Annotated in this window: 24 protein-coding genes; 8 read left to right on the top strand and 16 right to left on the bottom strand. The window is 74.7% G+C overall.

Translation table 11 applies throughout. From position 1 onward, the window contains the following. Positions 1–538 precede the first annotated feature (538 nt). On the bottom strand, positions 539–1,825 hold the full coding sequence (gene tyrS, locus ACGF7U_RS23595) for a tyrosine--tRNA ligase (protein ID WP_393109992.1): 1,287 nt from the start codon (positions 1,823–1,825) through the stop codon (positions 539–541). Positions 1,826–1,929: 104 nt separating this feature from the next. Here tyrS and ACGF7U_RS23590 point away from each other — a divergent pair, with 104 nt between their 5' ends. Next, positions 1,930–2,313: a PaaI family thioesterase gene (locus tag ACGF7U_RS23590; RefSeq protein WP_393109990.1), complete on the top strand. Its 384-nt coding sequence runs from the start codon at positions 1,930–1,932 to the stop codon at positions 2,311–2,313. A 22-nt stretch (positions 2,314–2,335) separates the two neighbouring features. Here the strand turns inward: ACGF7U_RS23590 and ACGF7U_RS23585 are convergent, their stop codons facing one another. The 3 genes from ACGF7U_RS23585 to ACGF7U_RS23575 form a co-directional block, all read right to left on the bottom strand. Continuing rightward, positions 2,336–3,661, bottom strand: a complete 1,326-nt coding sequence (locus tag ACGF7U_RS23585) for a hemolysin family protein (protein ID WP_393109969.1) — start codon at positions 3,659–3,661, stop codon at positions 2,336–2,338. Between the two features lie 129 nt (positions 3,662–3,790). Then, the gene (locus ACGF7U_RS23580; protein WP_393109967.1) at positions 3,791–4,435 is read right to left on the bottom strand and encodes a hypothetical protein; all 645 of its coding nucleotides are present in this window, start codon (positions 4,433–4,435) and stop codon (positions 3,791–3,793) included. Between the two features lie 60 nt (positions 4,436–4,495). Next, complete coding sequence (locus ACGF7U_RS23575; RefSeq protein WP_393109965.1) at positions 4,496–4,978, bottom strand: GNAT family N-acetyltransferase; 483 nt, start codon at positions 4,976–4,978, stop codon at positions 4,496–4,498. A gap of 151 nt (positions 4,979–5,129) precedes the next feature. On the opposite strand from ACGF7U_RS23575, the gene ACGF7U_RS23570 reads away from it, so the two are divergent. Further along, a complete protein-coding gene (locus ACGF7U_RS23570) occupies positions 5,130–5,378 on the top strand; it encodes a hypothetical protein (protein WP_393109963.1) in 249 nt (82 codons plus the stop codon). 243 nt (positions 5,379–5,621) lie between these two features. Here the strand turns inward: ACGF7U_RS23570 and ACGF7U_RS23565 are convergent, their stop codons facing one another. After that, positions 5,622–6,032 carry a MerR family transcriptional regulator gene (locus ACGF7U_RS23565; protein WP_393109961.1) on the bottom strand — a complete coding sequence of 137 codons (411 nt, stop codon included), beginning with the start codon at positions 6,030–6,032 and terminating at the stop codon, positions 5,622–5,624. A gap of 28 nt (positions 6,033–6,060) precedes the next feature. Here ACGF7U_RS23565 and ACGF7U_RS23560 point away from each other — a divergent pair, with 28 nt between their 5' ends. Next, positions 6,061–6,756, top strand: a complete 696-nt coding sequence (locus tag ACGF7U_RS23560) for a methyltransferase domain-containing protein (RefSeq protein ID WP_393109959.1) — start codon at positions 6,061–6,063, stop codon at positions 6,754–6,756. 79 nt (positions 6,757–6,835) lie between these two features. Here the strand turns inward: ACGF7U_RS23560 and ACGF7U_RS23555 are convergent, their stop codons facing one another. Further along, a complete protein-coding gene (locus ACGF7U_RS23555) occupies positions 6,836–7,312 on the bottom strand; it encodes a cyclic nucleotide-binding domain-containing protein (protein ID WP_393109957.1) in 477 nt (158 codons plus the stop codon). A 211-nt stretch (positions 7,313–7,523) separates the two neighbouring features. Here ACGF7U_RS23555 and ACGF7U_RS23550 point away from each other — a divergent pair, with 211 nt between their 5' ends. From ACGF7U_RS23550 to ACGF7U_RS23540, 3 genes are all read left to right on the top strand, one after another. After that, the gene (locus ACGF7U_RS23550) at positions 7,524–10,256 is read left to right on the top strand and encodes a cation-translocating P-type ATPase (protein WP_393109955.1); all 2,733 of its coding nucleotides are present in this window, start codon (positions 7,524–7,526) and stop codon (positions 10,254–10,256) included. 48 nt (positions 10,257–10,304) lie between these two features. Next, entirely contained in the window at positions 10,305–11,201 is an 897-nt protein-coding gene (locus tag ACGF7U_RS23545) for a universal stress protein (RefSeq protein ID WP_393109953.1), read from the top strand. A 154-nt stretch (positions 11,202–11,355) separates the two neighbouring features. Continuing rightward, entirely contained in the window at positions 11,356–12,204 is an 849-nt protein-coding gene (locus tag ACGF7U_RS23540; protein WP_393109951.1) for a universal stress protein, read from the top strand. Between the two features lie 47 nt (positions 12,205–12,251). Here the strand turns inward: ACGF7U_RS23540 and ACGF7U_RS23535 are convergent, their stop codons facing one another. From ACGF7U_RS23535 to ACGF7U_RS23525, 3 genes are all read right to left on the bottom strand, one after another. Then, entirely contained in the window at positions 12,252–12,875 is a 624-nt protein-coding gene (locus tag ACGF7U_RS23535) for an FMN reductase (RefSeq protein WP_393109949.1), read from the bottom strand. Next, a complete protein-coding gene (locus tag ACGF7U_RS23530) occupies positions 12,872–13,975 on the bottom strand; it encodes an LLM class flavin-dependent oxidoreductase (protein ID WP_393109947.1) in 1,104 nt (367 codons plus the stop codon). Before ACGF7U_RS23530 ends, ACGF7U_RS23535 begins: the two co-directional genes overlap by 4 nt. Positions 13,976–14,152: 177 nt before the next feature. Continuing rightward, positions 14,153–14,785: a DNA-3-methyladenine glycosylase gene (locus ACGF7U_RS23525; protein ID WP_393109988.1), complete on the bottom strand. Its 633-nt coding sequence runs from the start codon at positions 14,783–14,785 to the stop codon at positions 14,153–14,155. A gap of 90 nt (positions 14,786–14,875) precedes the next feature. Between ACGF7U_RS23525 and ACGF7U_RS23520 the strand changes: the two genes are divergently transcribed. Then, positions 14,876–15,292: a DNA-binding protein gene (locus tag ACGF7U_RS23520; protein WP_393109945.1), complete on the top strand. Its 417-nt coding sequence runs from the start codon at positions 14,876–14,878 to the stop codon at positions 15,290–15,292. Between the two features lie 50 nt (positions 15,293–15,342). After that, positions 15,343–15,699, top strand: a complete 357-nt coding sequence (locus ACGF7U_RS23515; protein WP_393109943.1) for an MmcQ/YjbR family DNA-binding protein — start codon at positions 15,343–15,345, stop codon at positions 15,697–15,699. A 41-nt stretch (positions 15,700–15,740) separates the two neighbouring features. Here ACGF7U_RS23515 and argH read toward each other — a convergent pair whose 3' ends face one another. The 7 genes from argH to argJ are packed head-to-tail and all read right to left on the bottom strand — an operon-like array spanning position 15,741 to position 23,393. Beyond that, on the bottom strand, positions 15,741–17,204 hold the full coding sequence (gene argH / locus ACGF7U_RS23510) for an argininosuccinate lyase (RefSeq protein WP_393109986.1): 1,464 nt from the start codon (positions 17,202–17,204) through the stop codon (positions 15,741–15,743). Between the two features lie 14 nt (positions 17,205–17,218). Next, on the bottom strand, positions 17,219–18,424 hold the full coding sequence (locus ACGF7U_RS23505; protein ID WP_393109941.1) for an argininosuccinate synthase: 1,206 nt from the start codon (positions 18,422–18,424) through the stop codon (positions 17,219–17,221). Then, positions 18,421–18,936, bottom strand: a complete 516-nt coding sequence (locus tag ACGF7U_RS23500) for an arginine repressor (protein ID WP_393109939.1) — start codon at positions 18,934–18,936, stop codon at positions 18,421–18,423. The genes ACGF7U_RS23505 and ACGF7U_RS23500 overlap by 4 nt, the downstream gene beginning before the upstream one ends. After that, complete coding sequence (gene argF / locus ACGF7U_RS23495; RefSeq protein ID WP_393109937.1) at positions 18,933–19,910, bottom strand: ornithine carbamoyltransferase; 978 nt, start codon at positions 19,908–19,910, stop codon at positions 18,933–18,935. Before argF ends, ACGF7U_RS23500 begins: the two co-directional genes overlap by 4 nt. Next, the gene (locus ACGF7U_RS23490) at positions 19,907–21,286 is read right to left on the bottom strand and encodes an acetylornithine transaminase (protein WP_393109935.1); all 1,380 of its coding nucleotides are present in this window, start codon (positions 21,284–21,286) and stop codon (positions 19,907–19,909) included. The genes argF and ACGF7U_RS23490 overlap by 4 nt, the downstream gene beginning before the upstream one ends. After that, positions 21,283–22,224, bottom strand: coding sequence for an acetylglutamate kinase (gene argB, locus ACGF7U_RS23485; RefSeq protein ID WP_393109934.1), 942 nt, complete (start codon positions 22,222–22,224; stop codon positions 21,283–21,285). The genes ACGF7U_RS23490 and argB overlap by 4 nt, the downstream gene beginning before the upstream one ends. Beyond that, positions 22,221–23,393 carry a bifunctional glutamate N-acetyltransferase/amino-acid acetyltransferase ArgJ gene (argJ, locus tag ACGF7U_RS23480; RefSeq protein ID WP_393109932.1) on the bottom strand — a complete coding sequence of 391 codons (1,173 nt, stop codon included), beginning with the start codon at positions 23,391–23,393 and terminating at the stop codon, positions 22,221–22,223. Before argJ ends, argB begins: the two co-directional genes overlap by 4 nt. Between the last annotated feature and the right edge of the window lie 2 nt (positions 23,394–23,395).

Here is a 23,395-nt window from a genome sequence, read left to right as displayed (position 1 = left end):
GGCTTATCAAGCACCCTGTTGAGTTCTCAAAGAACAACCACACACCGCCCGGAAACCCCACACCCGTGGAGCCCCCGACCCGGGGCATTTCGTTCACCATCCCCGACGCAATCCCGCGCCGGGCACTTTTACCACGTTACCCGGTGATTTCCGCCGTGTCAAACCGCTTCGCAGCGATCCGCACCACTTCAATCCCATTTCCGGGCGCCACGCGACATCGGCTTCCGCCGTTGTCGGGTGACTTCCGGCAGGCCGGCCGCTGCGGTCTCCCGCAAGCTCGCCCGGTTCCCTACCGGCGATGAACCATACCCGGTCGGCTCCGCCTCGCCAAATCCGCCTCGCGGCAGATCCGGGGCACCGCCCGGTCCGGGCACCGATGATTGCAACACACCGGACCCGAAGCTCATTCCCGCGCCCGGCCTCCGGTGGCTTCGCCCCGGTTCGTCCGTTCCGCGCTGGCAGAGAGAAAGTTACGCCCCCGGCGGATCGGTCGTCAAATCCACCGGGGGCGTCCCGCGTCACGTCGGGCGACGTACGGCTATCCGCGCAGCTCGACCCCGGCGAACGACCGCTTGCCGCGGCGCAGCACCAGGTACCGGCCGTGCAGCAGGTCACCGCGGTCCACCGTGGCGTCGGTCTCGGTGACCCGGGTGTTGTTGACGTAGGCGCCGCCCTCGGCGATCACCCGGCGCGCCTCCTTGAGGCTCGGGACCAGCCCGGAGTCGCGCAGCAGCGTGGCGACGTCGGGCAGCTCGTCGAGATGGACGAGGCCGGCCTCGGTCAGCGCGGCGCGCAGGGTCGCCGGCGCGAGCTCCGCCAGCGAGCCCCGCCCGAAGAGCGCCTGGCTGGCGGCGACCACCTGCGCCATCTCCCGCTCGCCGTGCACGAGGGTGGTCAGCTCCTCGGCCAGGGCCCGCTGCGCCGCCCGGGCCGCCGGCCGCTCCGCCGTCTCCTTCTCCAGCGCCTCCAGCTCCTCGCGGGAGCGGAAGCTGAAGTAGCGCAGGTAGCGGCTCACGTCCCGGTCGTCGACGTTCACCCAGAACTGGTAGAACGCGTACGGGCTGGTCATCTCGGGGTCGAGCCAGATCGCGCCGCCCTCGGTCTTGCCGAACTTCGTCCCGTCCGACTTGGTGACCAGCGGGGTGGTGAACGCCTGCACCGGGCCGGCGCCGCGACGGCGGACGTAGTCCACGCCGGCGGTGATGTTGCCCCACTGGTCGGAGCCGCCGAACTGGAGCTGGCAGCCGTGCCGGCGGTGCAGCTCGAAGAAGTCGTTCGCCTGGAGCAGCTGGTAGCTGAACTCGGTGAAGCTGATCCCGCTCTCCAGCCGCGCCTTGACGACCTCCCGGGCCAGCATCTTGTTCACCGGGAAGTGCTTGCCGACGTCGCGGAGGAACTCGACCACCGACATCTCGCCGGTCCAGTCGAGGTTGTTGACCAGTCGCGCGGCGTTCTCCCCCTCGTACGACACGAAGGGGGCGAGCTGGTCGCGGATCCGGGGTACCCAGCCGGCGACCACCTCGGGCGGGTTGAGGGTGCGCTCGGCGCTCTCCTTCGGGTCGCCGATCTGGCCGGTCGCGCCGCCGACGAGCAGCAGCGGCCGGTGCCCGGCGAGCTGGAGCCGACGGGCCGTGGCGACCTGCATCAGGTGGCCGACGTGCAGGCTCGGCGCGGTCGGGTCGAACCCCACATAGAAGGCGGCGGCACCGCCGTCGAGCAGCGTACGCAGCTCGTCGAGGCCGGTGGAGTCCTGGATCAGGCCACGCCACCGCAGGTCGTCGGTCAGGGAGTCCCGCCCGGGCGGCGGGAGGCTGCTGTCGGTCACGGTCACCCATTCTCCCCCACGAGGGGGCGCGGACCGTACCGGGTTTGCCGAGCGGACGCGGCGTAGGCTGGCGACGCCATGATCGGAAGGGGAACGCCGTGGACATGCCGGATGTGACGGGCGGCTTCGTCGCCCTGCTCGGCCTCACGTTCGACGAGGTCAGCGGGGACCGCGTGGTGATCCGCTGGAAGGTCCGCCCCGAGCTGCACCAACCGTTCGGGATCCAGCACGGCGGCGTGTACTGCTCGGTGGTCGAGACTGCCGCCAGCGTCGGCGGATCGCTCTGGCTGGGCGACCGGGGGCAGGTCGTCGGTGTGTCGAACCAGACGGACTTCCTGCGCGCGGTCCGCGAGGGCGAGCTGACCGCCGTGGGCACCCCCGTGCACCGGGGGCGCAGCCAGCAGCTCTGGCAGGTGGAGATCACCGACGCCGACGCCCGGCTCGTGGCGCGCGGTCAGGTGCGGCTGCAGAACCTCTCCCCCGCCTGACCCGCGCCCCCGCCGGGGGCCCTCAGCCGCGGGCCTGGCCCAACACCGGCTCGTCGGCGTCGTCGGGCGCCGGCTCGGCCGGTCGGCGCAGCCGGACGCCGGTGATCGCGCGGTGGTCGATCCCGGCCACCTCCAGTTCCCAGCCGTCCACGGTGACGCTCTCCCCCGCGACGGTGGGGATGTGCCCGAGGCAGGTGAGCACCAGGCCCGCGATGGTGGTGTAGTCGCCGCCGGGGCGGCCCGGCAGGTCCACGCCGATGTCGCCGAGGTCGTGCACCGGGAAGGTGCCGGGAAGCAGCATGGCGCCGTCCGGCTCGGTGCGCACGGCGCGGACGTCCCGGTCGGTCTCGTCGTAGATCTCCCCGACGATCTCCTCCAGGATGTCCTCCAGGGTGACGATCCCGTCGACCGCGCCCCGCTCGTCGACCACCAGGGCGATGTGCTGCCGCTCGGCCTTGAACTGCCGCAGCGCGTCCACCACCGACAGCGAGTCCGGCAGCAGCATCGGCGGGCGGGCGCACTCGTCTACCGGGCGGTCGTCGCGGACGCCGACCAGGTCCCGCAGGTGGATTACCCCGACCGCGTCGTCCAGCCCGCCGCCGTGCCGGACCACGGGCGCCCGGGAGTGGCCGGTGGCGGCCAGCAGCAGCCGCGCGGCCTCCGCGGTGGTCCCGCTGTCGAGCGTGAAGACCTGCAACCGGGGTACGAGCACCGCCTTCAGCTGCCGGTCGGCGATCTCCACCGCCCCGGCGATGATCGTCCGCTGCTCCTTGGTGAAGCCGTGGTTGCCGGAGACGATGTCCCGCAGCTCGTCGGGCCCGATCTCGTCCGGTTCGTGCCTCGGGTTGAGCCCGACCAGGCGTACGACCAGGTCGCTGGTGGCGCCGAGGGCCCAGACGGCCGGGCGGGTGAGGGAGGCCAGCAGGTCCAGCGGGCGGGCCACCAGCAGCGCCCACCGCTCGGCGGCCTGCATGGCGATCCGCTTGGGGGCCAGCTCGCCGAAGACCAGGGTGACGAAGGTCAGCGCGAGGGTGACCACCACGATCGCGACGCTCTCGGCGGCGCCGCCCAGCGCGGAGAGCAGCGGCACCAGGGGCTTGGCCAGCGACACCGCCGCCGCGGCGGAGGCCAGGAAACCGGCGAGGGTGATGCCGATCTGGATGGTGGCGAGGAACCGGTTCGGGTCCTTGGCGAGCCGGGCCAGCACCCGGCCGGCCCGGCTGGTGCGTTCCAGCCGCTGGATCTGGCTGTCCCGCAGCGAGACCAGCGCCATCTCGCTGCCCGCGAAGACCGCGTTGAGGATGACCAGGACACCGACCAGGGCCAGTTGGCTCCAGATGCTCTGCACGCCCGGCTCTCCTCACGCGGACCGGTGCCCCTCGGCACGATCGGCACCGCCGGCCGAAGGCCCGGCCGGCGTAGGCCGTCTTGTGCCCACCGGACCGACCGGCGAATCCTCGGCCGGCCCGGGAAGTGCTCAGGCTCGCTCGGCGACCGGCGGGCTCGGCAGGTCGAGCACGTACGAGCGGCCCTCGGGGCGGAAGCCGAGCCGGTGGTAGTAGGGGGCGACCATGCCGGGCGGGGTGACGACCCGGCGGAACCCCCGGTCGGTGAAGAGGCGGCTGCGCCGGTAGACGAACTCGCCGGGGGTGAAGTCCCGGAACCGGCGGGTGACGTAGTCGAGGTCGACCTGCGCCACGCCCTCCGGTTCGGCGTGCGACAGCACCACGCCGACCACCTCGTCGGCCAGCAGGACCAGGAAGGCGGAACGCTCCGCGGAGGTGCCGGGCGGCCAGCGGAACCCGGGGTTGAACCGGGCGATGTCGGCGGCGTGCACGCGCAGCGTGTGGGCCAGGAACTGGTCGTCGACGCCGACCTCCACCACCTGGTAGGTCGCCTCGTCGTGCCGGGTGGCGAGCATGGTGCGCAGGTACCAGACGTTGATCACGGCCAGCACGACGTTCAGCCCCACCATCGGCCAGACCTGCACCGCGGCGTTGTAGCCGATCAGGATCAGACAACCGAGCAGGTTCAGGGCGCGCAGCCGCAGGATGCGCGTCTGCAGCAGCGACCAGACCAGCAGCGCCGAGCCGGTCCAGCCGATCAGTTCCAGCCAGTTCACCCCGCGAGAGTAGTGGCCGCCCTGGTCATGCCGCCCGGCGGGCGGCGGCTCGCGGACGGCTCACCGGTCCGTGAGCTCCAGCACCCACTCCTCCACCTCGGCGCCACGGCCGTTGGCGTACCCCTTGTCCTCGCCGGTGACGACGAAGCCGCACTTGCGCAGCACGGCGAGCGAGGCGCGGTTGTCCTTGGCGGCGCGGGCGTGCACGGGCCGCTGCGGCAGCTCGCGCAGCAGGACGGTGAGTGCGGCCGTGGCGTATCCCCGGCCCCAGCGTCGCGGGTCGATCCAGTAGCTGACCTCGGTCTTCTCGTCGACGGGGAAGGCGACCACGCGGCCGACCACCTCGTCGCCGACGACTGCCGTGCGGGCGACGATCCGCTCGTCGGCGCGCACCCGGCGCCAGTGGGCGTCGAACCGCGCCCGGTCGGCCGGGTCCTCCGGGCCGAAGGCGGCCATCCAGTTGGCCTCGGCGTCCTGCTCGTGGCTGAAGAAGTGGGGCAGGTCGTCGTCGCGGACGGGGCGCAGGCGCAGGTTGGTGGTCACGGGCCCGAGGATAGGCCCGATGGTGACATCGCGGACGACGCGTCACGCCCGATCCGCCGCGCCTGCCGGTCCGGCGCACCACCGGCCGCCCCGCGCGGTGATCGGGAGCATTCGGGCCCGCGGGGGCAGGCGTCGCCCGGACAATGAGCGGATGACACGAGCGGTACGGGGCGCGCGGGCGGTCGGGACACCCGTCGGCGTGGCGGCGGGCGCGCGGGCGGCGGGCGCGGCGTCGCTCGGAGCGCTGGCCGTGGGCGCGCTGGCCGTCGGGGCTTTCGCCGTCGGAGCGCTGGCGATCGGGCGGCTGGCGGTCCGCCGGGCGGCCGTGCGGGAGTTGCGCATCGGCCGGCTGGAGATCGACGAGCTGGTGGTGCGCGAGCGCCCTGCCGGCGACGGCTAGCGGGCCGCGTCCAGCGGGGCGCGGGCTCGGGCCGGCCCGCGACGACGCCTACGCCGCCGTCCCTGGCGAGCTCGCCGACGGCAGGCCGCGAGAGGGCGGCGCGGTGACGCTCACGTGGTCTCGTGGGCGAGGTGGCCGAAGCCGTACGCGACCGTGACGGTATCGCCGAGGGTGACGCCGAGCGCGGCCAGGTCCAGTTCCGCGGTGTACGTGGCGGCATACCTCCCCCGGTGCGCTCACTGCCTACCTCTCCGCCTCCTGGACGTCCACCAGCTCCGCGAGGTGGGCCCGGTAGTTCGGGCAGGTCGTGATGTCCTCGTGCGAGCAGTTTAGCCCGGCCTCGAGGAGGTCGAGCGCCGACTGCAGCGCCGCCATCCTGGTCTGCAGCACGCGGCGGTTGCGGCGCAGCACGTCCTTGTGTGCGGCGGTGTGGATCGAGGCGAGGAACTCCCCGATGTCCGGCAGCGGCAGGCCGGCCTGCTTCAGGCGCACGACAGATGCCACCCGGACCAGGTCGTCGCGGGTGTAGCGGCGGCGGCCGCCCTCGACGCGGGCGGGGAAGAGCAGGCCCATCGACTCCCAGTGCCGTAGCACGTGCGTCGGCAGCCCGAAGTGGTCGGCCACCTGCCCGATCGTCATCGGGCTTGACTTCATGTCGACATTAAGTCAGACCATGGCGGGCATGTACAACCTGCTTGCTGTCCTCGATGCCGTCGACTCGCAACCCCAGGCTCTCGAGCTGCGCGCACGTTCCTACGAGCTGCTCGGCGACCTCACCGGCCGAGCCGTGGTCGACGCCGGCTGCGGCTCTGGCCGCGCAGTCGCCGAGCTGGCCGAACGCGGGGCCCACGCGATCGGCGTCGACCTCGACCCCGACATGATCGCCGTGGCCCGGAAGCGCTGGCCGACCGGCGAGTTCCACGTCGGCGACGCCTACGAGCTGCCGCTGGAGACCGGATCGGTCTCCGGCTACCGCGCTGACAAGGTGTTGCACACGCTCGACGACCCGGCGCGAGCCGTGGCCGAGGCCCGCCGGGTGCTCGCGCCGGACGGCCGGGTCGTGCTGCTCGGCCAGGACTGGGACACGTTCGTCGTCGACTCGGACGAGCCGGAGACCACCCGCCGGCTGATCCACGCGAAGGCGGACCTGCTCCCGTCGCCGCGCGTCGCCCGCAGGTACCGCAACCTGCTGCTCGACGCCGGGTTCACCGACCCGGTCGTCGAGGTGCACACGAGCGTGTTCACCGACGACGCCGCCCTCGGCCTGCTGCACCGGATCACGGACGAGGAAGGCTGGCTCGCCGAGCAAGCCGAGCGCGCCCGCACGAACCGGATCTTCGTCGCGGTGCCGATGTTCCTCGTCGCCGCGCAGGGATAGGCGTCAAGCTCGGGTCGAAGGCGCTGTCGGTCGGGGCGGCTTCCCTTCCGCACCGTGGAGATGCCCCCCCCGACGGTGATCAGGCGGCGGGCGGGGCGAGCGTGGGGTAGCCGTACAGGTCGAGCAGCCGACCCCGGGCCGCGTGCAGCCGGTCCACCACCACGCTCATGAAGCGGGTGGTGAGCTGCCGGCCGAGCGCGTCGTCCGACTCCATCAGCCGGCGCACCCCCTGGGCGGTGAACTCCACCGCCGTGCTGCGCTGCGCCGCCACCGCCCCGAACTGCCAGCGGTACGGCGGGAACAGCCACGACCAGCCCAGCACCCCGCCCGGGCCGATCTCCTCGATCTCGACGTCGCCGCGGCCGGGCACCGGGAAGTCGAGCGCCACCCGGCCGGCGCGGACCAGCCAGAAGCGCTCCGCCGGCTGGTCGGCCCGGAACAGCCGGTGCCCGGGGTGCCAGACCACCGGGCGGGCGTAGCCGGCCAGCCTGGGCAGCCACGGCTCGGGCAGCCCGGCGAGGAACGGGTGCGCGCGGAGCACGTCGAGGGTGGTCATGCGGGGTGCCTCCTTCGTCCGGAGGGTCGGCGGTGGCCGGGCCTGCGACGCAGTCGTCCGTCCTGCCACCCAGTGCACCGCGCGCCGGCCCCGCGGAACAGGGCCGTTGGTCCCGGGCCGCGCGGGCGAACTCCCCTGGTCGCTCGGGCCGGGCGCGGCGAGGGTGGAAGCGGAAGGGGCGCCGCGACGGCGCCACGGCAGGGCGGAGGCGATGTGGGGATGTCCGGGATACGGCGTGGACGGGGGCGTAGCGGTGCCCGTTGACACCTCGATCAGGCCGGCGGCCGGACTCAGCTCCGCGGCGGCCGCCGCCCGGCTGCGCGCGGACGGCCCGAACGCGGCGGCCGCGCCGCCCCGCCGGCACCTGGCGACCCGGGTCCTGCGCCAGCTCACCGATCCGCTGGTGGCGCTGCTGCTGGCCGCCGCCGTGGTCACCACCGCGCTGCGGGACTACCCGGACACGGCGGTGATCGTGCTGGTCGTGCTGGTGAACACCGCCATCGGGGTGGTGCAGGAGGTCCGGGCCGACCGGGCGATCGCCGCGCTGGACCAGCTCGCCGCGCCCACCGCTCGGGTGGTGCGGGACGGTCGGGACGTCGTCCTGCCCGCCGCCGAGCTGGTCCGGGGCGACCTGGTGCGAATCGAGGCCGGCGACGTGGTCCCCGCCGTCCTGCTCCTCGCCGAGGCCGCCCGGTTGACCCTCGACGAGTCGGCGCTGACCGGCGAGTCGGTGCCGGTCGCCCGGGCCGCCGGCGAGGAGACCAGCGCGGGCACCGTGGTCACCACCGGGCGGGCCGGCGGCACGGTGGTGCGTACCGGCGCCGCGAGCGCGCTCGGCCGGATCACCGCGCTGGTGGCGTCCACCCGGCCCGCCGCCACCCCGTTGCAGCGCCGGCTGGCCGGGCTCGGCCGGCTCCTCGGCTTCGCCGCGGTGGCGCTCTCCGGGCTGGTCTTCGTCGTGGGCGTGGTCGGTGGGCGGCCGGTGGTCGACATGGCGGTCACCGCGGTGAGCCTGGTGGTGGCGGCGGTGCCCGAGTCGCTGCCGGCGGTGGTCACCCTCGCCCTCGCCCTCGGCGCCCGCCGGATGGCCGGGGCGCGGGCGATCCCCCGCCGGCTGCACGCGGTGGAGACGCTCGGCTCGGTCACCGTGATCGCCTCCGACAAGACCGGCACACTGACGCAGGGCCGGATGGCGGTGCAGCACGCGATCACCGCCGACGGCTCCCGCTACGGCGTGACCGGCACCGGCTACACGCCGCACGGCGTCGTGCGTCACGGGGGCGAGCCGGTGGCCGTACCGGACGAGCTGCGCCGCCTGGCGCGGGCCGGGCTGCTCTGCAACGACGCCACCCTGGCGCCGCCCACGGACGAGCGACCGGAGTGGGCCGCGGTCGGCGACCCGCTGGAGGCGGCGCTGGTCGCGTTCGCCGGCCGCTGCGGCCTCGATCCGGAGACCACCCGCGCCGCCTGGCCCCGGGTCGCCGAGCACCCCTTCGACCAGGAGCTGCGCCGGATGACCACGGTGCACCGCTCCTGCGACCGCCGGTTCCTGGTAGTGTGCAAGGGCGCGCCGGAGAACGTGCTGGCCGCGCCGCTGGTCGACGCCACCGCCGAGGAGATCGCCGAGCTGACGGCCACCGCGCACCGGCTGGCCGCCGAGGGGCTGCGGGTGCTCGCGGTCGCGTCCGCCGTGGCCGACGCGCCGCCGGCGGACCCCGCCCGGCCGACCGGACTGCGGCCGGCGGGGCTGGTCGCCGTCGGCGATCCGCTGCGCGCCGGCGCGGCCGACATCGCGGGCAGCTTCGACGAGGCCGGGGTCCGGCTGGTGCTGATCACCGGCGACCACCCCGCGACCGCCGCGGCGATCGGCGGCCAGCTCGGGCTGTGGCGCGAGGGCGACCCGCTGGTACGCGGCGACGACGGCGACCCGGCGCGGGCGCACCCGCGGGCCCGGGTGTTCGCGCGTACCCAGCCGGACCAGAAGCTCGACATCATCGCCGGGTTGCAGTCCCGGGGCCACGTGGTGGCGATGACCGGCGACGGGGTGAACGACGCCCCGGCCCTGCGCCGCGCCGACATCGGGGTGGCGATGGGCGGCGGCACGGAGGTCGCCCGGCAGGCCGCCGACCTGGTGCTGGTCGACGACGACCTGTCCACCGTCGCCGCCGCGATCGGCGAGGGCCGCCGCATCTACGACAACATCCGCCGGTTCCTGCGGTACGCCCTCTCCGGCGGGGTCGCCGAGATCGCGGTGATGCTGCTCGGGCCGCTGTTCGGGCTGGCCGTACCGCTGCTGCCGGCGCAGATCCTCTGGGTCAACCTGCTCACCCACGGCGTGCCCGGGGTGGCCCTGGGCGCGGAACCGGCGGAGCCCGGCACACTGCGGCGGGCCCCCCGCTCCCCGTCGGAGTCGGTGCTCGGGGCCGGCCTGGGCCGGGACGTGCTGGTCACCGGTGCCCTGATCGCCGCCGTGGTGCTCGGCGCCGGCGCGGCCGCGGCGCACTGGGAGCGGCCCTGGCAGTCGGTGGTCTTCGTGGTGCTCGGCCTGGCCCAGCTCGGGGTCGCGCTCGCGGTCCGGGCGCCGCGGGCGGGTGGCGCCCAACGTGGCAACCGTGCGCTGCCGGTCGCGGTGGCGGTCTCGGCGCTGCTCCAGGTGGCCGGTGTGCTGCTGCCCCCGCTGCGTGACCTGCTCGGCACGGAGCCCCTGGGCGCGGCCGAGCTGGCGGCCTGCGCCGCCGTCAGCGTGCTGCCCGGACTCGTGCTGCGGCTGGCCCGCCGCCCGGCCCGGACCGCCGTCCCGGCCGGTGCGACGGCGGACGACGCCGTGGCGCCGGCCGGTGGGCCCGCCCCGGGCGCGGCGGAGGCGGACGGCCGGGCACCGGCGCGGGCCGGCGGGCCGGCGGTTCGGGACCAAAGGCCCGACGACCGGGACGACCGCCTCTGACCGGTAGCGTTCGGGCGGGGCAGGATGAAGGCGGACGAAGGAGGAGTGATGACCATCAACACCGGTGCCCCGGTCGTCGTGGGTGTGGACGGTTCGGCGGCCGGACTGGACGCGGTCCGGGTGGCGGCGCGGGAGGCGGCGCGGCGGCAGCGTCCGCTGCGGGTGGTGCACGCCTTCATCTGGCCGCTGACCAACGCCCCGCTGGACCCGGTGCCGGGCGCGCCGGCCGACGCCGGCCTGCGTCACCAGGCCGAGCGGTACGTCGCCGAGGCGGTCGCCGAGGCCGGCAAGGCCGCCCCCGAGGTCGCGGTCACCGGCGCGGTGGTCGACGGCGCGGCGACGTCCGTCGTGCTCGACGAGTCCCGGGAGGCCGCGTTGGTGGTGCTCGGGCACCGGGGTCTGGGCGGCTTCGCCGGGCTGCTGATCGGCTCGGTCACGGTACAGGTCTCCGCCCACGCGCTGTGCCCGGTCATGGTGGTGCGCGGCGAGCCGCGCGCCGACGGGCCGGTCGTGGTGGGCGTGGACGGTTCCGAGTGCTCGACCGAGGCCGTCGGGTTCGCCTTCGAGGAGGCGTCCCGCCGCGGCGCCCCGCTGCTCGCGGTGCAGGCCTGGCTCCACCCCACGCCGGTGGGCCCGGGCGAGATCCTGCCCCTGGTGTACGACCTGGACGCCTACGCCGCCGAGCAGGAGCGGACGCTCGCCGAGTCCCTCGCCGGCTTCGCCGAGCGCTACCCGGACGTGCCGGTGCGGCACCGGCTGGTCCGCGGCACCCCGGCCCGGGTGCTGGTCGAGGAGTCGAAGGCGGCCCAGCTCGTGGTCGTGGGGGCGCGCGGCCGGGGCCCGCTGAGCGGCCTGCTGCTCGGCTCCGTCAGCCACGCCGTGCTGCACCACGCGCACTCCCCACTGGTGATCGTGCGGCACGCCGAGGTGTCCCGACCCTCCTGATCGTCGCTCCCGTCGCGCCGGCCGCTCCCCCGGACGGCGCGACGGGGCGTCGGCCGGCGGGCGGTGACGGATTCGGCGGGCGGCACGTCGGGAAATCCCCGGTGGGCGGGCCGGGCCGCGTCGACAATGACCTGATCGACCTCTGGGAGGGCTGATGAACCGACCCGTCGTGGTGGGTGTGGACGGATCGCCGCCGAGCCTGGTGGCGGCGGAGCACGCCGCCCGGGCCGCCGTGCAGCGGTCCCGCCCCCTGCACCTGGTGCACGGCTACCTGCACCCGCTCGGCTACGGCGTGCCGCCCAACCCGTACGACCTGGGGTTGCCGGCGCCGACCGAGGAGGCGCAGAAGATGCTGGAGCAGGCGGCCGCCGACCTGGTGGGGCGCTGGCCGGGGCTGGCCGTCCAGGTGCGCCAGGTGGCCGGCGGGCCGGGCGCGACGCTGGTCGAGGAGTCGCGGCGGGCCGAGCTGGTGGTGGTGGGCAGCCGCGGCCTGGGCGGTTTCGCGGGGCTGCTGCTCGGCTCGGTCGGCACGCAGGTGGCTTCGCACGCGCACTGCCCCGTGCTGGTGGTCCGCCCCGCCGAGGGGCCGGTCCCGGCCGCCGGGCCGGTGCTGGTCGGGGTGGACGGCTCGGAGCCCGCCGAGCTGGCCGTCGGGCACGCCGCCGACGAGGCGACCCGCCGCGGCACCGGGCTGGTGCTGGCGCACGTCCGCCCGCCGGACGAGGTGGCGCAGGCCGCCGCGGAGCCCGCCGGGCCGCTGGCCACGGCTGCGGCGGCGGTACGCGGCAGCCATCCGGGGCTGCCCGTCGAGGAGCGGGTGCTGCGGGCCGCCAAGCCGGAACAGGCGCTGATCGAGGCGAGCGGCGACGCGGCGCTGGTGGTGGTCGGCTCGCGGGGCCGGGGCGGGTTCGCCGGGATGCTGCTCGGCTCGGTCAGCCAGGCGCTGGTGCAGCACGCGCACTGCCCGGTGCTGGTCGCCCGCCCGTACGGCCACGCCCGCTGAGCCGGCCCGGACCCGCCGGCCCCGACGGGCCGGCGGGTCGGCGGCGGTCAGTGGTCCCGGCCCCCGAGCAGTTCCTCGAAGCTGGTGGTGAGGGCGAACGGGTCCGCCGGGCCGGCGGAGGGCGGGCGCCGGTGGACCTGGTCGGCCAACTCGCCGCCGGCGCGGGCGATCCGTGCGCGCAGCGCGCCGTCGGCGGTGCCGGCGGACCAGTCCTCGGGCGCCGCGAAGACCGCCGTGGGCACCACGACCGACCGCAGGTACGCGAACATCGGGCGGAGGGCGTGCTCCAGGGCGAGCGAGTGCCGGGCGGTGCCGCCGGTGGCGCCGACCAGCACCGGCCGGTCGGTCAGGGCGCCGGTGTCGACCAGGTCGAAGAAGGACTTGAACAGTCCGTTGTACGACGCGTTGAAGATCGGTGTGACGGCGATCAGGCCGTCCGCGCCGGTGACCGTGTCGAGCACCTCCCGCAGCGCGGGCGACGGGAAGCCGGTGAGCAGGTGGTTGACGATGTCGTGGGCGTGCTCGCGCAGCTCGACGGGGCGGACGTCGACGTCGTCGCCCCGCCGGGCCAGCTCGTCGCGGGTGGCGGCGGCGAGCTGGTCGGCGAGCAGCCGGGTCGACGAGGGCTGGCCGAGCCCGGCCGACACCACGGCGAGGGTGCGGCGGGTCATCGGTCCGCCTCCGCGCCGGCTTCGGTCCGCTCGGCGGCGGCCCGCAGCGACGCGTGCGTCGGCGCCTCGGGCACGTGGGCCGGGCGCAGCGACTCGAACTCCTTGCGCAGCACCGGGACGACCTCCTCACCGAGCAGGTCGAGCTGCTCCAGCACGGTCTTCAGCGGCAGGCCGGCGTGGTCGACGAGGAAGAGCTGGCGCTGGTAGTCGCCGACGTAGTCGCGGAAGCCCAGCGTCCGGTCGATGACCTGCTGCGGGCTGCCCACGGTCAGCGGGGTCTGCGCGGTGAACTCCTCCAGTGACGGGCCGTGGCCGTAGACGGGGGCGTTGTCGAAGTACGGGCGGAACTCCCGCACGGCGTCCTGCGAGTTGCGGCGCATGAACACCTGCCCGCCCAGCCCGACGATCGCCTGGTCGGCGGAGCCGTGGCCGTAGTGCGCGAACCGCTGCCGGTAGAGGCCGACCATCCGCTGGGTGTGCTCCTTCGGCCAGAAGATGTGGTTGGCGAAGAAACCGTCGCCGTAGTAGGCCGCCTGCTCAGCGATCTCGGGGCTGCGGATGGAGCCGTGCCAGACGAACGGCGGCACGCCGTCGAGCGGACGCGGCGTCGAGGTGAACGCCTGCAGCGGGGTGCGGAAGCGGCCCTTCCAGTCGACCACGTCCTCGCGCCAGAGCCGGCGCAGCAGGTCGTAGTTCTCGATGGCGAGCGGGATGCCGTTGCGGATGTCCTGGCCGAACCACGGGTAGACCGGGCCGGTGTTGCCGCGTCCCATCATCAGGTCGACCCGGCCGTCGGCGAGGTGCTGGAGCATCGCGTAGTCCTCGGCGATCTTCACCGGGTCGTTCGTGGTGATCAGCGTCGTCGAGGTGGACAGCAGCAGGCGCTCGGTGCGGGCGGCGATGAACCCCAGCATGGTGGTGGGCGACGACGGCACGAACGGCGGGTTGTGGTGCTCGCCGGTGGCGAAGACGTCCAGGCCGACCTCCTCGGCCTTCAGCGCGATGGTGACCATCGCCTTGATCCGCTCATGCTCGGTCGGCTCCCGACCGGTGGTCGGGTCGACCGTGACGTCGCCGACGGTGAAGACTCCGAACTGCATGACCAGCTCCTCGCGTTGTCCCGGCCCGGGGCCGGAGCGGCTCCCGGACGCACCGCACAACATATTTGACGAGTCAACTATTCCGCGTCGAGGGGTCGCGCCGGTGGGCGCCGTCACCCCGCCCGCCCGGCCATTCGGCCGGCCGGGCGGGACGCGCGGACGGGCACGGCAGGGCGGTCAGGAGCGGCTGCGCGGGACGTGCCGGCGGTAGGCGCTCACCGTCGGGTCGCCGGCGATCCAGAACCGCCACGGGACGTCGTGCGCCCCCGTCACGCCCACCCTCGGGCCGGCGGCCACCGCGTCCGCCGGCACCGGGCGGTCGGCCGGGCGCAGCCGGACCGGGCCGTCGCCGAGCAGGTAGCGGCCGTAGACGCCCTTGTCGATGCCCAGCGCCGCGCAGAGCCGGGCGGGCCCGCGCGCGAGATCGACGTCCCGGCGTACGGCGGTGCGCCGGGCCCGGGCCACGTCGAGGCCGTCGACCACCTCGCCGGCGCGCAGCAGCACCGCCGACGCCTCCCCGTCCGGCCCGGTGACCACGTTCATGCACCAGTGCATGCCGTAGGTGAAGTAGACGTAGGCGTGCCCGGCCGGCCCGAACATCACCGCGTTGCGCGGGGTGCGGCCCCGGTGCGCGTGCGACGCCGGGTCGCCGGCCGTCCCGGCGTACGCCTCGACCTCGGTGATCCGGACGGTGACGCCGCCGGCGGAGAGCCGGCAGCCGAGCAGGCCGCGCGCCGCCGGCACCACGGGCCCGGAGAGCAGGTCGGCCAGCGCCGCGAGGTCGACGGGACGGGGGTCGGAGTACGTCACCACGAGCCCGACCCTATCCGCGCGGCGCGCCGACCGCCGCCTATAAACAATTCGTTGACAACGCGACGTTGGCATGATGGGGTCGACGGCATGACCGACTCCTTCACCGCGCCCGACGCCGGACGGGCCCGGGCGCACCGCACCTACGACGCGCTGCACCGGATCACCGAACGGCACGCCGGCACCGAGACCCGCCGGCGCCGCCACACCAACCCCTACCTCCCCGACACCTACGAGGCCGTCGCGCTGGTCACCGCCCTCGCCGCCGGCGGGGCCGAGACGGAGCCCGGGGAGGAGCCGGTCGACGACGCGGACCTCGTCGCGGCGCTCACCCTCGTGCCGCACCTGCGCGCCGAGGTCGACGCGATGGAGGCGGGGCTGCTCACGCTGGCCCGCGGCCGCGGGCTGACCTGGCAGCAGATCGCGTACGGGCTCGGGCTGGGCAGCGCGCAGGCCGCCAAACAGCGCTTCGAACGCCTCTGCGCCCGCACCGCCACCGCCGACTGACGCCCCCGATGGGCGAGACTGGGCACGGGATCGGTGTCGAGGAGGACGCGATGACGCGCGAGGAGATGCTGGCGTACTGCCTGGGGAAGCCGGGAGCCTGGCTGGACCAGCCGTGGGAGGGCGACGAGGTGGTCAAGGTGGGCAGCCGGATCTTCGCCTTCCTCGGCTCGGCCGACGGCGACGACCCGACGGTGGGGGTGAAGTGCGGCCCGAGCCGGGAGATCGCCGACGAGTGGCTGCACCGGCACCCCGGCGACGCGCGGCCGTCGCCGTACATCGGGCGCTCCGGCTGGAACACGCTGCGCCTGGCCGGCGGGATCGACGACGAGGAACTGACCGAGGCGGTCGACGCGTCGTACGACGCGGTGGTGGCGAAGCTGCCGAAGCGGGAGCGGCCGACGGCCTGAGCCCCGCGCGGCACCGGCGGCGCCGCGCGGGGTCGCAGAGCTCAGCGGGGCACGACCCGCTCGGCGGCCCACTCCCGCCAGCCGGCCAGCTTGTCCGCGGCGGCGGCGAGCTGGTCGGCGACCGGACCGGGGCCGGTCGAGCCCGGCGTGATCCGGGCGGCGAGCGCCGAACGCACCGAGAGCACGTCCCGCACGGACGGGTCGAGGTGCTCGCTGACCGCCGCGAGGTCGTCGTCGCTTACCTCGTCGAGGGCGCAGTCGCGGGCCACGCAGAGCGCCACCAGCTTCCCGGTGATCTCGTGCGCGTCGCGGAACGGCACCCCCCGCCGGACGAGCCAGTCGGCCACCTCGGTCGCCAGCGAGAAGCCCACCGGCGCGGCCGCGACCAGCCGGTCCACCCGGACGGTCATCGTGGAGATCATCCCGGCGAGGGCCGGCAGCAGCAGCTCCAGGGTGTCGACCGCGTCGAAGGCCGGCTCCTTGTCCTCCTGCATGTCCCGGTCGTAGGTCATCGGCAGGCCCTTGAGCATGGTCAACACGGCCACCAGCCCGCCGACGAGCCGGCCCGACTTGCCCCGCGCCAGCTCGGCGATGTCAGCGTTCTTCTTCTGCGGCATGATCGACGAACCGGTGGCGAAGGCGTCGTCCAGCTCCACCCAGCCGAACTCCTGGGACGTCCAGAGCACCACCTCCTCGCCGAGGCGGGACAGGTGCACCCCGATCATCGCGGTGACGAAGAGGAACTCGGCGACGAAGTCCCGGTCGGCCACGGCGTCCATCGAGTTGGCGAAGGACGTGCGGAAGCCCAGTTCCTTCGAGACGGCCACCGGGTCCAGCGGCAGGCCGGAGCCGGCGAGCGCGCCCGCGCCGAGCGGGCTGACCGCCGTCCGGTGGTCCCAGTCGCGCAGCCGTTCCAGGTCCCGCAGCAGCGGCTGCACGTGGGCGAGCAGCCAGTGCCCGAAGGTGACCGGCTGGGCGTGCTGGAGGTGAGTCATCCCCGGCGCGGCGGTGTCCACGTGCCGCCCGGCCTGCTCGACCAGCGCCTCGGCCAACTCGACCAGCCGGGACGCCACGCCTCGGGCGTGGTCGCGCAGGTAGAGCCGCAGGTCGGTGGCGACCTGGTCGTTGCGGGACCGGCCCGCGCGCAGCTTGCCGCCGAGGCTGCCCAGGCGCTCCAGCAGCCCGCGCTCCAGCGCGGTGTGCACGTCCTCGTCGTCGACAGTGGGGCGGAACTGCCCGGAGGCGCAGGCGGCCTCCAGGTCGTCCAGGGCGGCGAGGATGCGACCCAGTTCCTCCGGGTCGAGCAGGCCCGCGCCGGCGAGGACCCGGGCGTGCGCCCGGGAACCCGCGATGTCGTACGGGGCGAGGCGCCAGTCGAACTGCACGCTCACCGACAGCCGTGCGAGGGCCTCGGCGGGGCCGCCGGCGAACCGGCCGCCCCAGAGGCTGGTGCGGTTGGTGGCGGCACTGTTCTCGGTCAGGCTCTTGTCGTCCACGCCGCCCATTGTCGTTGCCACGGTCAGGAGCCGCCCAGCCGGGCGTCCCGCGCGGCGGCCATCTTGCTGGGCAGGCCCCAGAGCTGGACGAAGCCCTTGGCGAGGGACTGGTCGAAGGTGTCGCCGGTGTCGTAGGTGGCCATGCCGAAGTCGTACAGGCTGGCCTCGGAGCGCCGGCCGGTGACCGTGGCCCGACCGCCGTGCAGGGTGAGCCGCACCTCGCCGGTGACGTGCCGCTGCGCGTCGTCGATGAACGCGTCCAGCGAGTTCTTCAGCGGGGAGAACCAGAGGCCGTCGTAGACCAGCTCGCCCCAGCGCTGGTCGACGCTCTTCTTGAACCGGGCCAGGTCCCGCTCCACGGTCACCGCCTCCAGCTCCTGGTGGGCGGTGATCAGCGCGATCGCGCCGGGCGCCTCGTACACCTCACGGCTCTTGATGCCCACGAGGCGGTCCTCGACCATGTCGAGCCGGCCGACGCCCTGGGCGCCCGCGCGCCGGTTCAGCTCCAGGATCGCCTGGTACGGGGTGACGGTCTCGCCGTCGATCGCCACCGGCACGCCGGCGTCGAAGGTGATCACGACCTCTTCGGCGTCGCGGGGCTCGGCCGGGTCGGCGGTGTAGGAGTAGAGGTCCTCGATCGGGCCGTTCCAGATGTCCTCCAGGAAGCCGGTCTCCACGGCGCGGCCCCACAGGTTCTGGTCGATCGAGTACGGCGACTTCGCCGACACGTCGATCGGCAGCCCCTTCTCCTCCGCGAAGGCGATCGCCTTGTCCCGCGTCCAGGCGAAGTCCCGGGCCGGCGCGACGATCTTCAGCTCGGGGGCGAGCGCGCCCAGCCCGACCTCGAAGCGGACCTGGTCGTTGCCCTTGCCGGTGCAGCCGTGCGACACGATGGTGCCGCCGTGCTTGCGGGCCGCGGCCACCAGGTGCTTGACGATCAGCGGCCGGGACAGCGCGGAGACCAGCGGGTAACGGTCCATGTAGAGCGCGTTCGCGCGGATGGCCGGCAGGCAGTACTCGGCGGCGAACTCGTCGCGCGCGTCGACCACCTCGGACTCGACCGCGCCGCAGTCCAGGGCGCGCTGCCGGATGGCGTCGAGGTCCTCGCCGCCCTGCCCGACGTCGACCGCGACCGCGATCACCTCGGCGCCGGTCTGCTCGGCGAGGTAGGGAATGGCGACGGAGGTGTCGAGACCTCCGGAGTAGGCAAGGACGACCCGCTCGGTCATGGTGTGGTGCTCCCTTCAACGTTCTCTTCCCGGCGGGCCCAGCCGGCGAGCTTGTCGCCGAGCGCGGCCCCGCCGACGGCCTCGCGGGCCACGACGAGGATGGTGTCGTCGCCGGCGATGGTGCCGACGACCTCGGGCAGGCCCGCTCGGTCCAACGCGCTGGCCAGGTAGTGGGCTGCGCCCGGCGGGGTGCGCAGCACGGCGATGTTGCCGCTGGAGTCGACCCCGTTGAGCAGCTCGCGCAGCAGCCGGACCAGCCGGGCCGGCGCCGCCTCGGCGTCGCGCAGCGGCCGGTGGCCGTCCTCGGGGATCAGGTAGACGCCGCGCCCGTCGCCGCCGCGTACGGTCACCGCGCCCAGTTCCTTGAGATCGCGGGACAGGGTGGCCTGGGTGACCTGGATGCCGTCGCCGGCGAGCAGGTCGGCCAGTTCGGTCTGCGAGTGGATCGCCTTGTCCCGGATCAGCTCGAGGATGCGGGCGTGTCGGGCGGCGCGGGTCAGCGGGGCGGTCACGGTGTCTCCCTGGTCGCGGCGGCGCCCGGCGCCGCCGCGTCCGGGACGGCGGGCGCGGCCCCGAGGAGGAACGTCAGCAGCGCCTTCTGGGCGTGCAGCCGATTCTCCGCCTGGTCGAACACGGCGCTGCGCGGACCGTCGAGCACCTCGTCGGTGATCTCCTCGCCGCGGTGCGCGGGCAGGCAGTGCAGCACGACGACATCGGGTGCGGCGTGGCCGAGCAGCGCGGCGTTGACCTGGTACGGCAGGAACGGGGTGATCCGGTCCAGCCCGTCGTCCTCCTGGCCCATCGACGTCCAGGTGTCGGTGGCGACCACGTCGGCCCCGGCCACCGCCGCGACCGGATCGGTCAGGGCCTGCACGGAACCGCCGGTGCCGGCGGCGATCTTCTCGGCCCGGGCGACCACCTCCGGGTCGGGGCCGAAACCGGCCGGCCCGGCGACCCGGACGTGCATCCCGGCGGTCGCCCCGGCGAGCAGGTACGAGTGGGACAGGTTGTTGGCGGCGTCACCGACGTAGGCGAGCGTCCGCCCGGCGGTGCCGCCGCAGTGCTCGCGGATCGTGAGCAGGTCGGCCAGGAGCTGGCAGGGGTGGAACCCGTCCGTGAGCGCGTTGACCACCGGCACGGTGGCCGCGTCGGCGACCTCGGCGATCCGGTCGTCGCCGTGCGTACGCAGCACGATCGCCGCGACGTAGCGGGAGAGCACCCGCCCGGCGTCGCCGAGGGTCTCGCCCCGGCCGAAGTGGGTGACCTGGGTGTCCACCACGAGGGGGTGCCCGCCGAGCTCGGCGATGCCGACGTCGAACGAGAACCGTGTGCGCAGGCTCTGCTTGTCGAACAGCACCGCCACCGACCGGGGCCCGGCCAGCGGCCGGTGGCCGAACCGGTCGGCCTTCATCCGCGTTGCGAGGTCGAGCACGGCCGACTGCTCGGCCGGGGTCAGGTCGTCGTCGCGCAGGAAGTGCCGGATCATGCGTTCGTCTCCGTCGTGCTCGGCCCGGACGCGGCCGTGCCGGTCGACGCCACCGTCGGCGTTGGCGTTGGCGTTGGCGTTGGCGTTGGCGTTGGCGTTGGCGTCGAGATCTTGGAAGCTGCCGGCCCCTCCAGGGGCCGTTCCCCACCAAGGTCCGCCACGGCGGCCGGGGTGGCGGCGGCCGGAGGCGGGGTGGTGCCCGCGGCGGCCGGGGACGCCGCGTCCAGGGCGGCCGGGAGGGCGGCCAGGAAGGCGTCGACCTGGGCGGCGGTGAGGATCAGCGGCGGAGCGAGCCGGACCACGCCCGGCTGCACCGGGTTGACCAGGAAGCCGGTCTCCCGCAGCGCCTCGGCGAGCACCTTCGCGACCGGGGCGGCGAGCACCACGCCGAGCAGCAGGCCCGCGCCACGGACGCCGTCGACCAGCGGATGGTGGAGGGCCTCGATCCCCCGGCGCAGCCGCTCGCCGATCCGCTTGACGTGGTCGAGCAGCCCCTCGTTGGCGATCGTCGCCACCACCGCGAGGGCGGCGGCGCAGCTCACCGGGTTGCCGCCGAAGGTGGTGCCGTGCGAGCCGGGGGCGAGCAGCTCGGCGGCCCGCCCGAAGGCCAGGCAGGCGCCGATGGGCAGGCCGCCCCCGAGCCCCTTGGCCAGGGTCACCACGTCGGGCTCGACGCCCTCGGCCTGGTGGGCGAACCAGTGGCCGGTGCGGCCGACGCCGGTCTGCACCTCGTCGAGCACCAGCAGGGCGCCGTGCCGGGCGGTGATCCGGCGGGCGGCGGCCAGGTAGCCGGGCGGCGGGACCACGACGCCGTTCTCGCCCTGGATCGGCTCCAGGATCACCATCGCGGTGGCGTCGGTGACGGCCGCCTCCAGGGCTGCGACGTCGCCGTAGTCGACGTGGGTCACGTCGCCGGGCAGCGGGCGGAACGGGTCGGCCTTGGCCGGCTGGCCGGTGAGCGCGAGCGCGCCCATGGTGCGACCGTGGAAGCCACCCGTGGTGGCGACCACGTGCGTGCGTCCGGTGAGCCGGGAGAGCTTGAACGCGGCCTCGTTGGCCTCCGCCCCGGAGTTGGCGAAGAAGACCCGACCCGGCCGGCCGGCCAGGGCCAGCAGCAGCTCGGCGAGGGCCACCGGCGGCTCGGCGACGTAGAGGTTGGAGACGTGCCCGAGGGTGGCGACCTGCTTCGAGACGGCGGCCACCACGGCCGGGTGGGCGTGGCCGAGGGCGTTGACCGCGATCCCGCCGACCAGGTCGACGTACTCCCGGCCGGCGTCGTCGACCACGACGGCGCCGGAGCCGGAGACGAGGGCGAGCGGCGGCGTGGCGTAGTTGTCCATCATGGACTGCGACCAGCGCTCGACGAGGGTGCTCATGCCGGGACCGTGCCTTCCTTGTCGGCGACTGCCGGGGTGGGGGGCTCGCTCCTGGCGCCGACGACCATCGTGCCGAACCCTTCGGAGGTGAAGACCTCCAGCAACGTGGAGTGGGCGACCCGGCCGTCGACGACGTGCGCGGCGGGGACGCCCTGCCGCACCGCCCGCAGGCAGGCCTCCATCTTGGGCACCATGCCGCTGGACAGCGACGGCAGCAGCTCCGCCAGCTCGTCGGCGGTGATCTCGCTGACCAGGCTGGTGGTGTCCGGCCAGTCGGCGTAGAGGCCGGGCACGTCGGTGAGGACGACCAGCTTGCGGGCGTCGAGGGCGACGGCGAGCGCCGCGGCGGCGGTGTCGGCGTTCAGGTTGTGCAGCACCCCGTCGGCGTCCGGCGCGACGGTGGAGATCACCGGGATGCGCCCGGCCGCGATCAGGTCGGTGACCGCCGAGACGTCGACCGACTCGACGTCGCCGACCTGCCCGACGTCGACCGGCTCCCCGTCCACGTACGCGGGCCGTCGCACCGCGGTGAACAGCCCGGCGTCCTCGCCGGAGAGGCCGACCGCGAACGGCCCGTGCGCGTTGATCAGCCCGACCAGCTCCCGGCCCACCTGGCCGACCAGCACCATCCGGACCACGTCCATCGCCTCCGGGGTGGTGACCCGCAGGCCGCCCCGGAACTCGCTGGCGATGCCGAGCCGGCCCAGCATGGCGGAGATCTGCGGGCCGCCGCCGTGCACCACGACCGGCTTCAGGCCGGCGTAGCGCAGGAAGACCATGTCGGCGGCGAAGGCACGCTGCAGCTCCGGGTCGACCATGGCGTTGCCGCCGTACTTGACCACGACGGTCGAGCCGGAGAAGCGGGCCAGCCAGGGCAGCGCCTCGATCAGCGTGGCGGCCTTGACCTGGGCGCGGGTGAGGTCGGTGGTGAGGCTCATGTCGAGTAGGCCGAGTTCTCGTGGACGTACGCGTGGGAGAGGTCGTTGGTCCAGATCGTGGCCTCGGCGTCGCCGGCGTGCAGGTCGATGCGGATGGTGACGTCCCGCCCGGTCAGGTCGACCTTCGACCGGTCCTCGGCGGCGGCGCCGGAGCGGCACACCCAGATCCCGTTGACCGCGACGTCCACCGCGTCCGGCTCGAAGGCGGCGGCGGTGGTGCCGACGGCCGCGAGGATCCGGCCCCAGTTCGGGTCGTTGCCGAACAGCGCGGTCTTGACCAGGTTGTTGCGGGCCACCGCCCGCCCCACCTCGACCGCGTCGTCCTCGCTCGCCGCACCGACCACGTCGACGGCGATCTGCTTCGTGGCGCCCTCGGCGTCGGCCACGAGCTGCTGGGCCAGGTCGTGGGCCGCCGCGGTGACCGCGGCGGTCAGCTCGGCCTCGGTGGGCTCGATGCCGGAGGCGCCACTGGAGAGCAGCAGCACCGTGTCGTTGGTGGACATGCAGCCGTCGGAGTCGATCCGGTCGAAGGTGACCCGGCACGCCTCGCGCAGCGCGGCGTCGAGGGCCTCCGGCCCGGCCACCGCGTCGGTGGTCAGCACGCAGAGCATGGTGGCCATCGCGGGGGCGAGCATGCCCGCGCCCTTCGCCATGCCGCCGACGGTCCAGCCGCTGCCCCGGGCCACCGTGGTCTTGGGCCGGGTGTCCGTGGTCATGATGGCCTCGGCGGCCGCCCCGCCGCCGTCGCGGGACAGCCCGCGGATCGCGGCGCGTACGCCGGGGAGCAGCTTCTGCATCGGCAGCCGCTCGCCGATCAGGCCGGTCGAGCAGACCGCCACGTCGCCCGCCCCGAGCATCAGCCGGGGGCTGGCCGAGGTGAGCGCGGCGGCGGCGTGCTCGGCGGTGGCGTGGGTGTCCTGGAAGCCGGCCGGGCCGGTGCACGCGTTGGCCCCGCCCGAGTTGAGCACCAAGGCGCGGACGACGCCGCCCCGCACCACCTGCTGGGTCCAGAGCACCGGCGCGGCCTTGACCCGGTTGGCGGTGAACACGCCGGCGACCCCGGCGTCCGGGCCGTCGTTGACGACCAGCGCGACGTCGCTCGCGCCGCTGGCCTTGAGCCCGGCGGCCACCCCGGCCGCCCGGAACCCCCGCGGCGTCGTGACGCTCACTG

Source organism: Micromonospora sp. NPDC047670 (assembly GCF_043204915.1).
Taxonomy (GTDB): domain Bacteria; phylum Actinomycetota; class Actinomycetes; order Mycobacteriales; family Micromonosporaceae; genus Micromonospora.
Note: the sequence above shows the minus strand (reverse complement) of the source record. Positions and strands in the feature narration are given on the sequence as shown.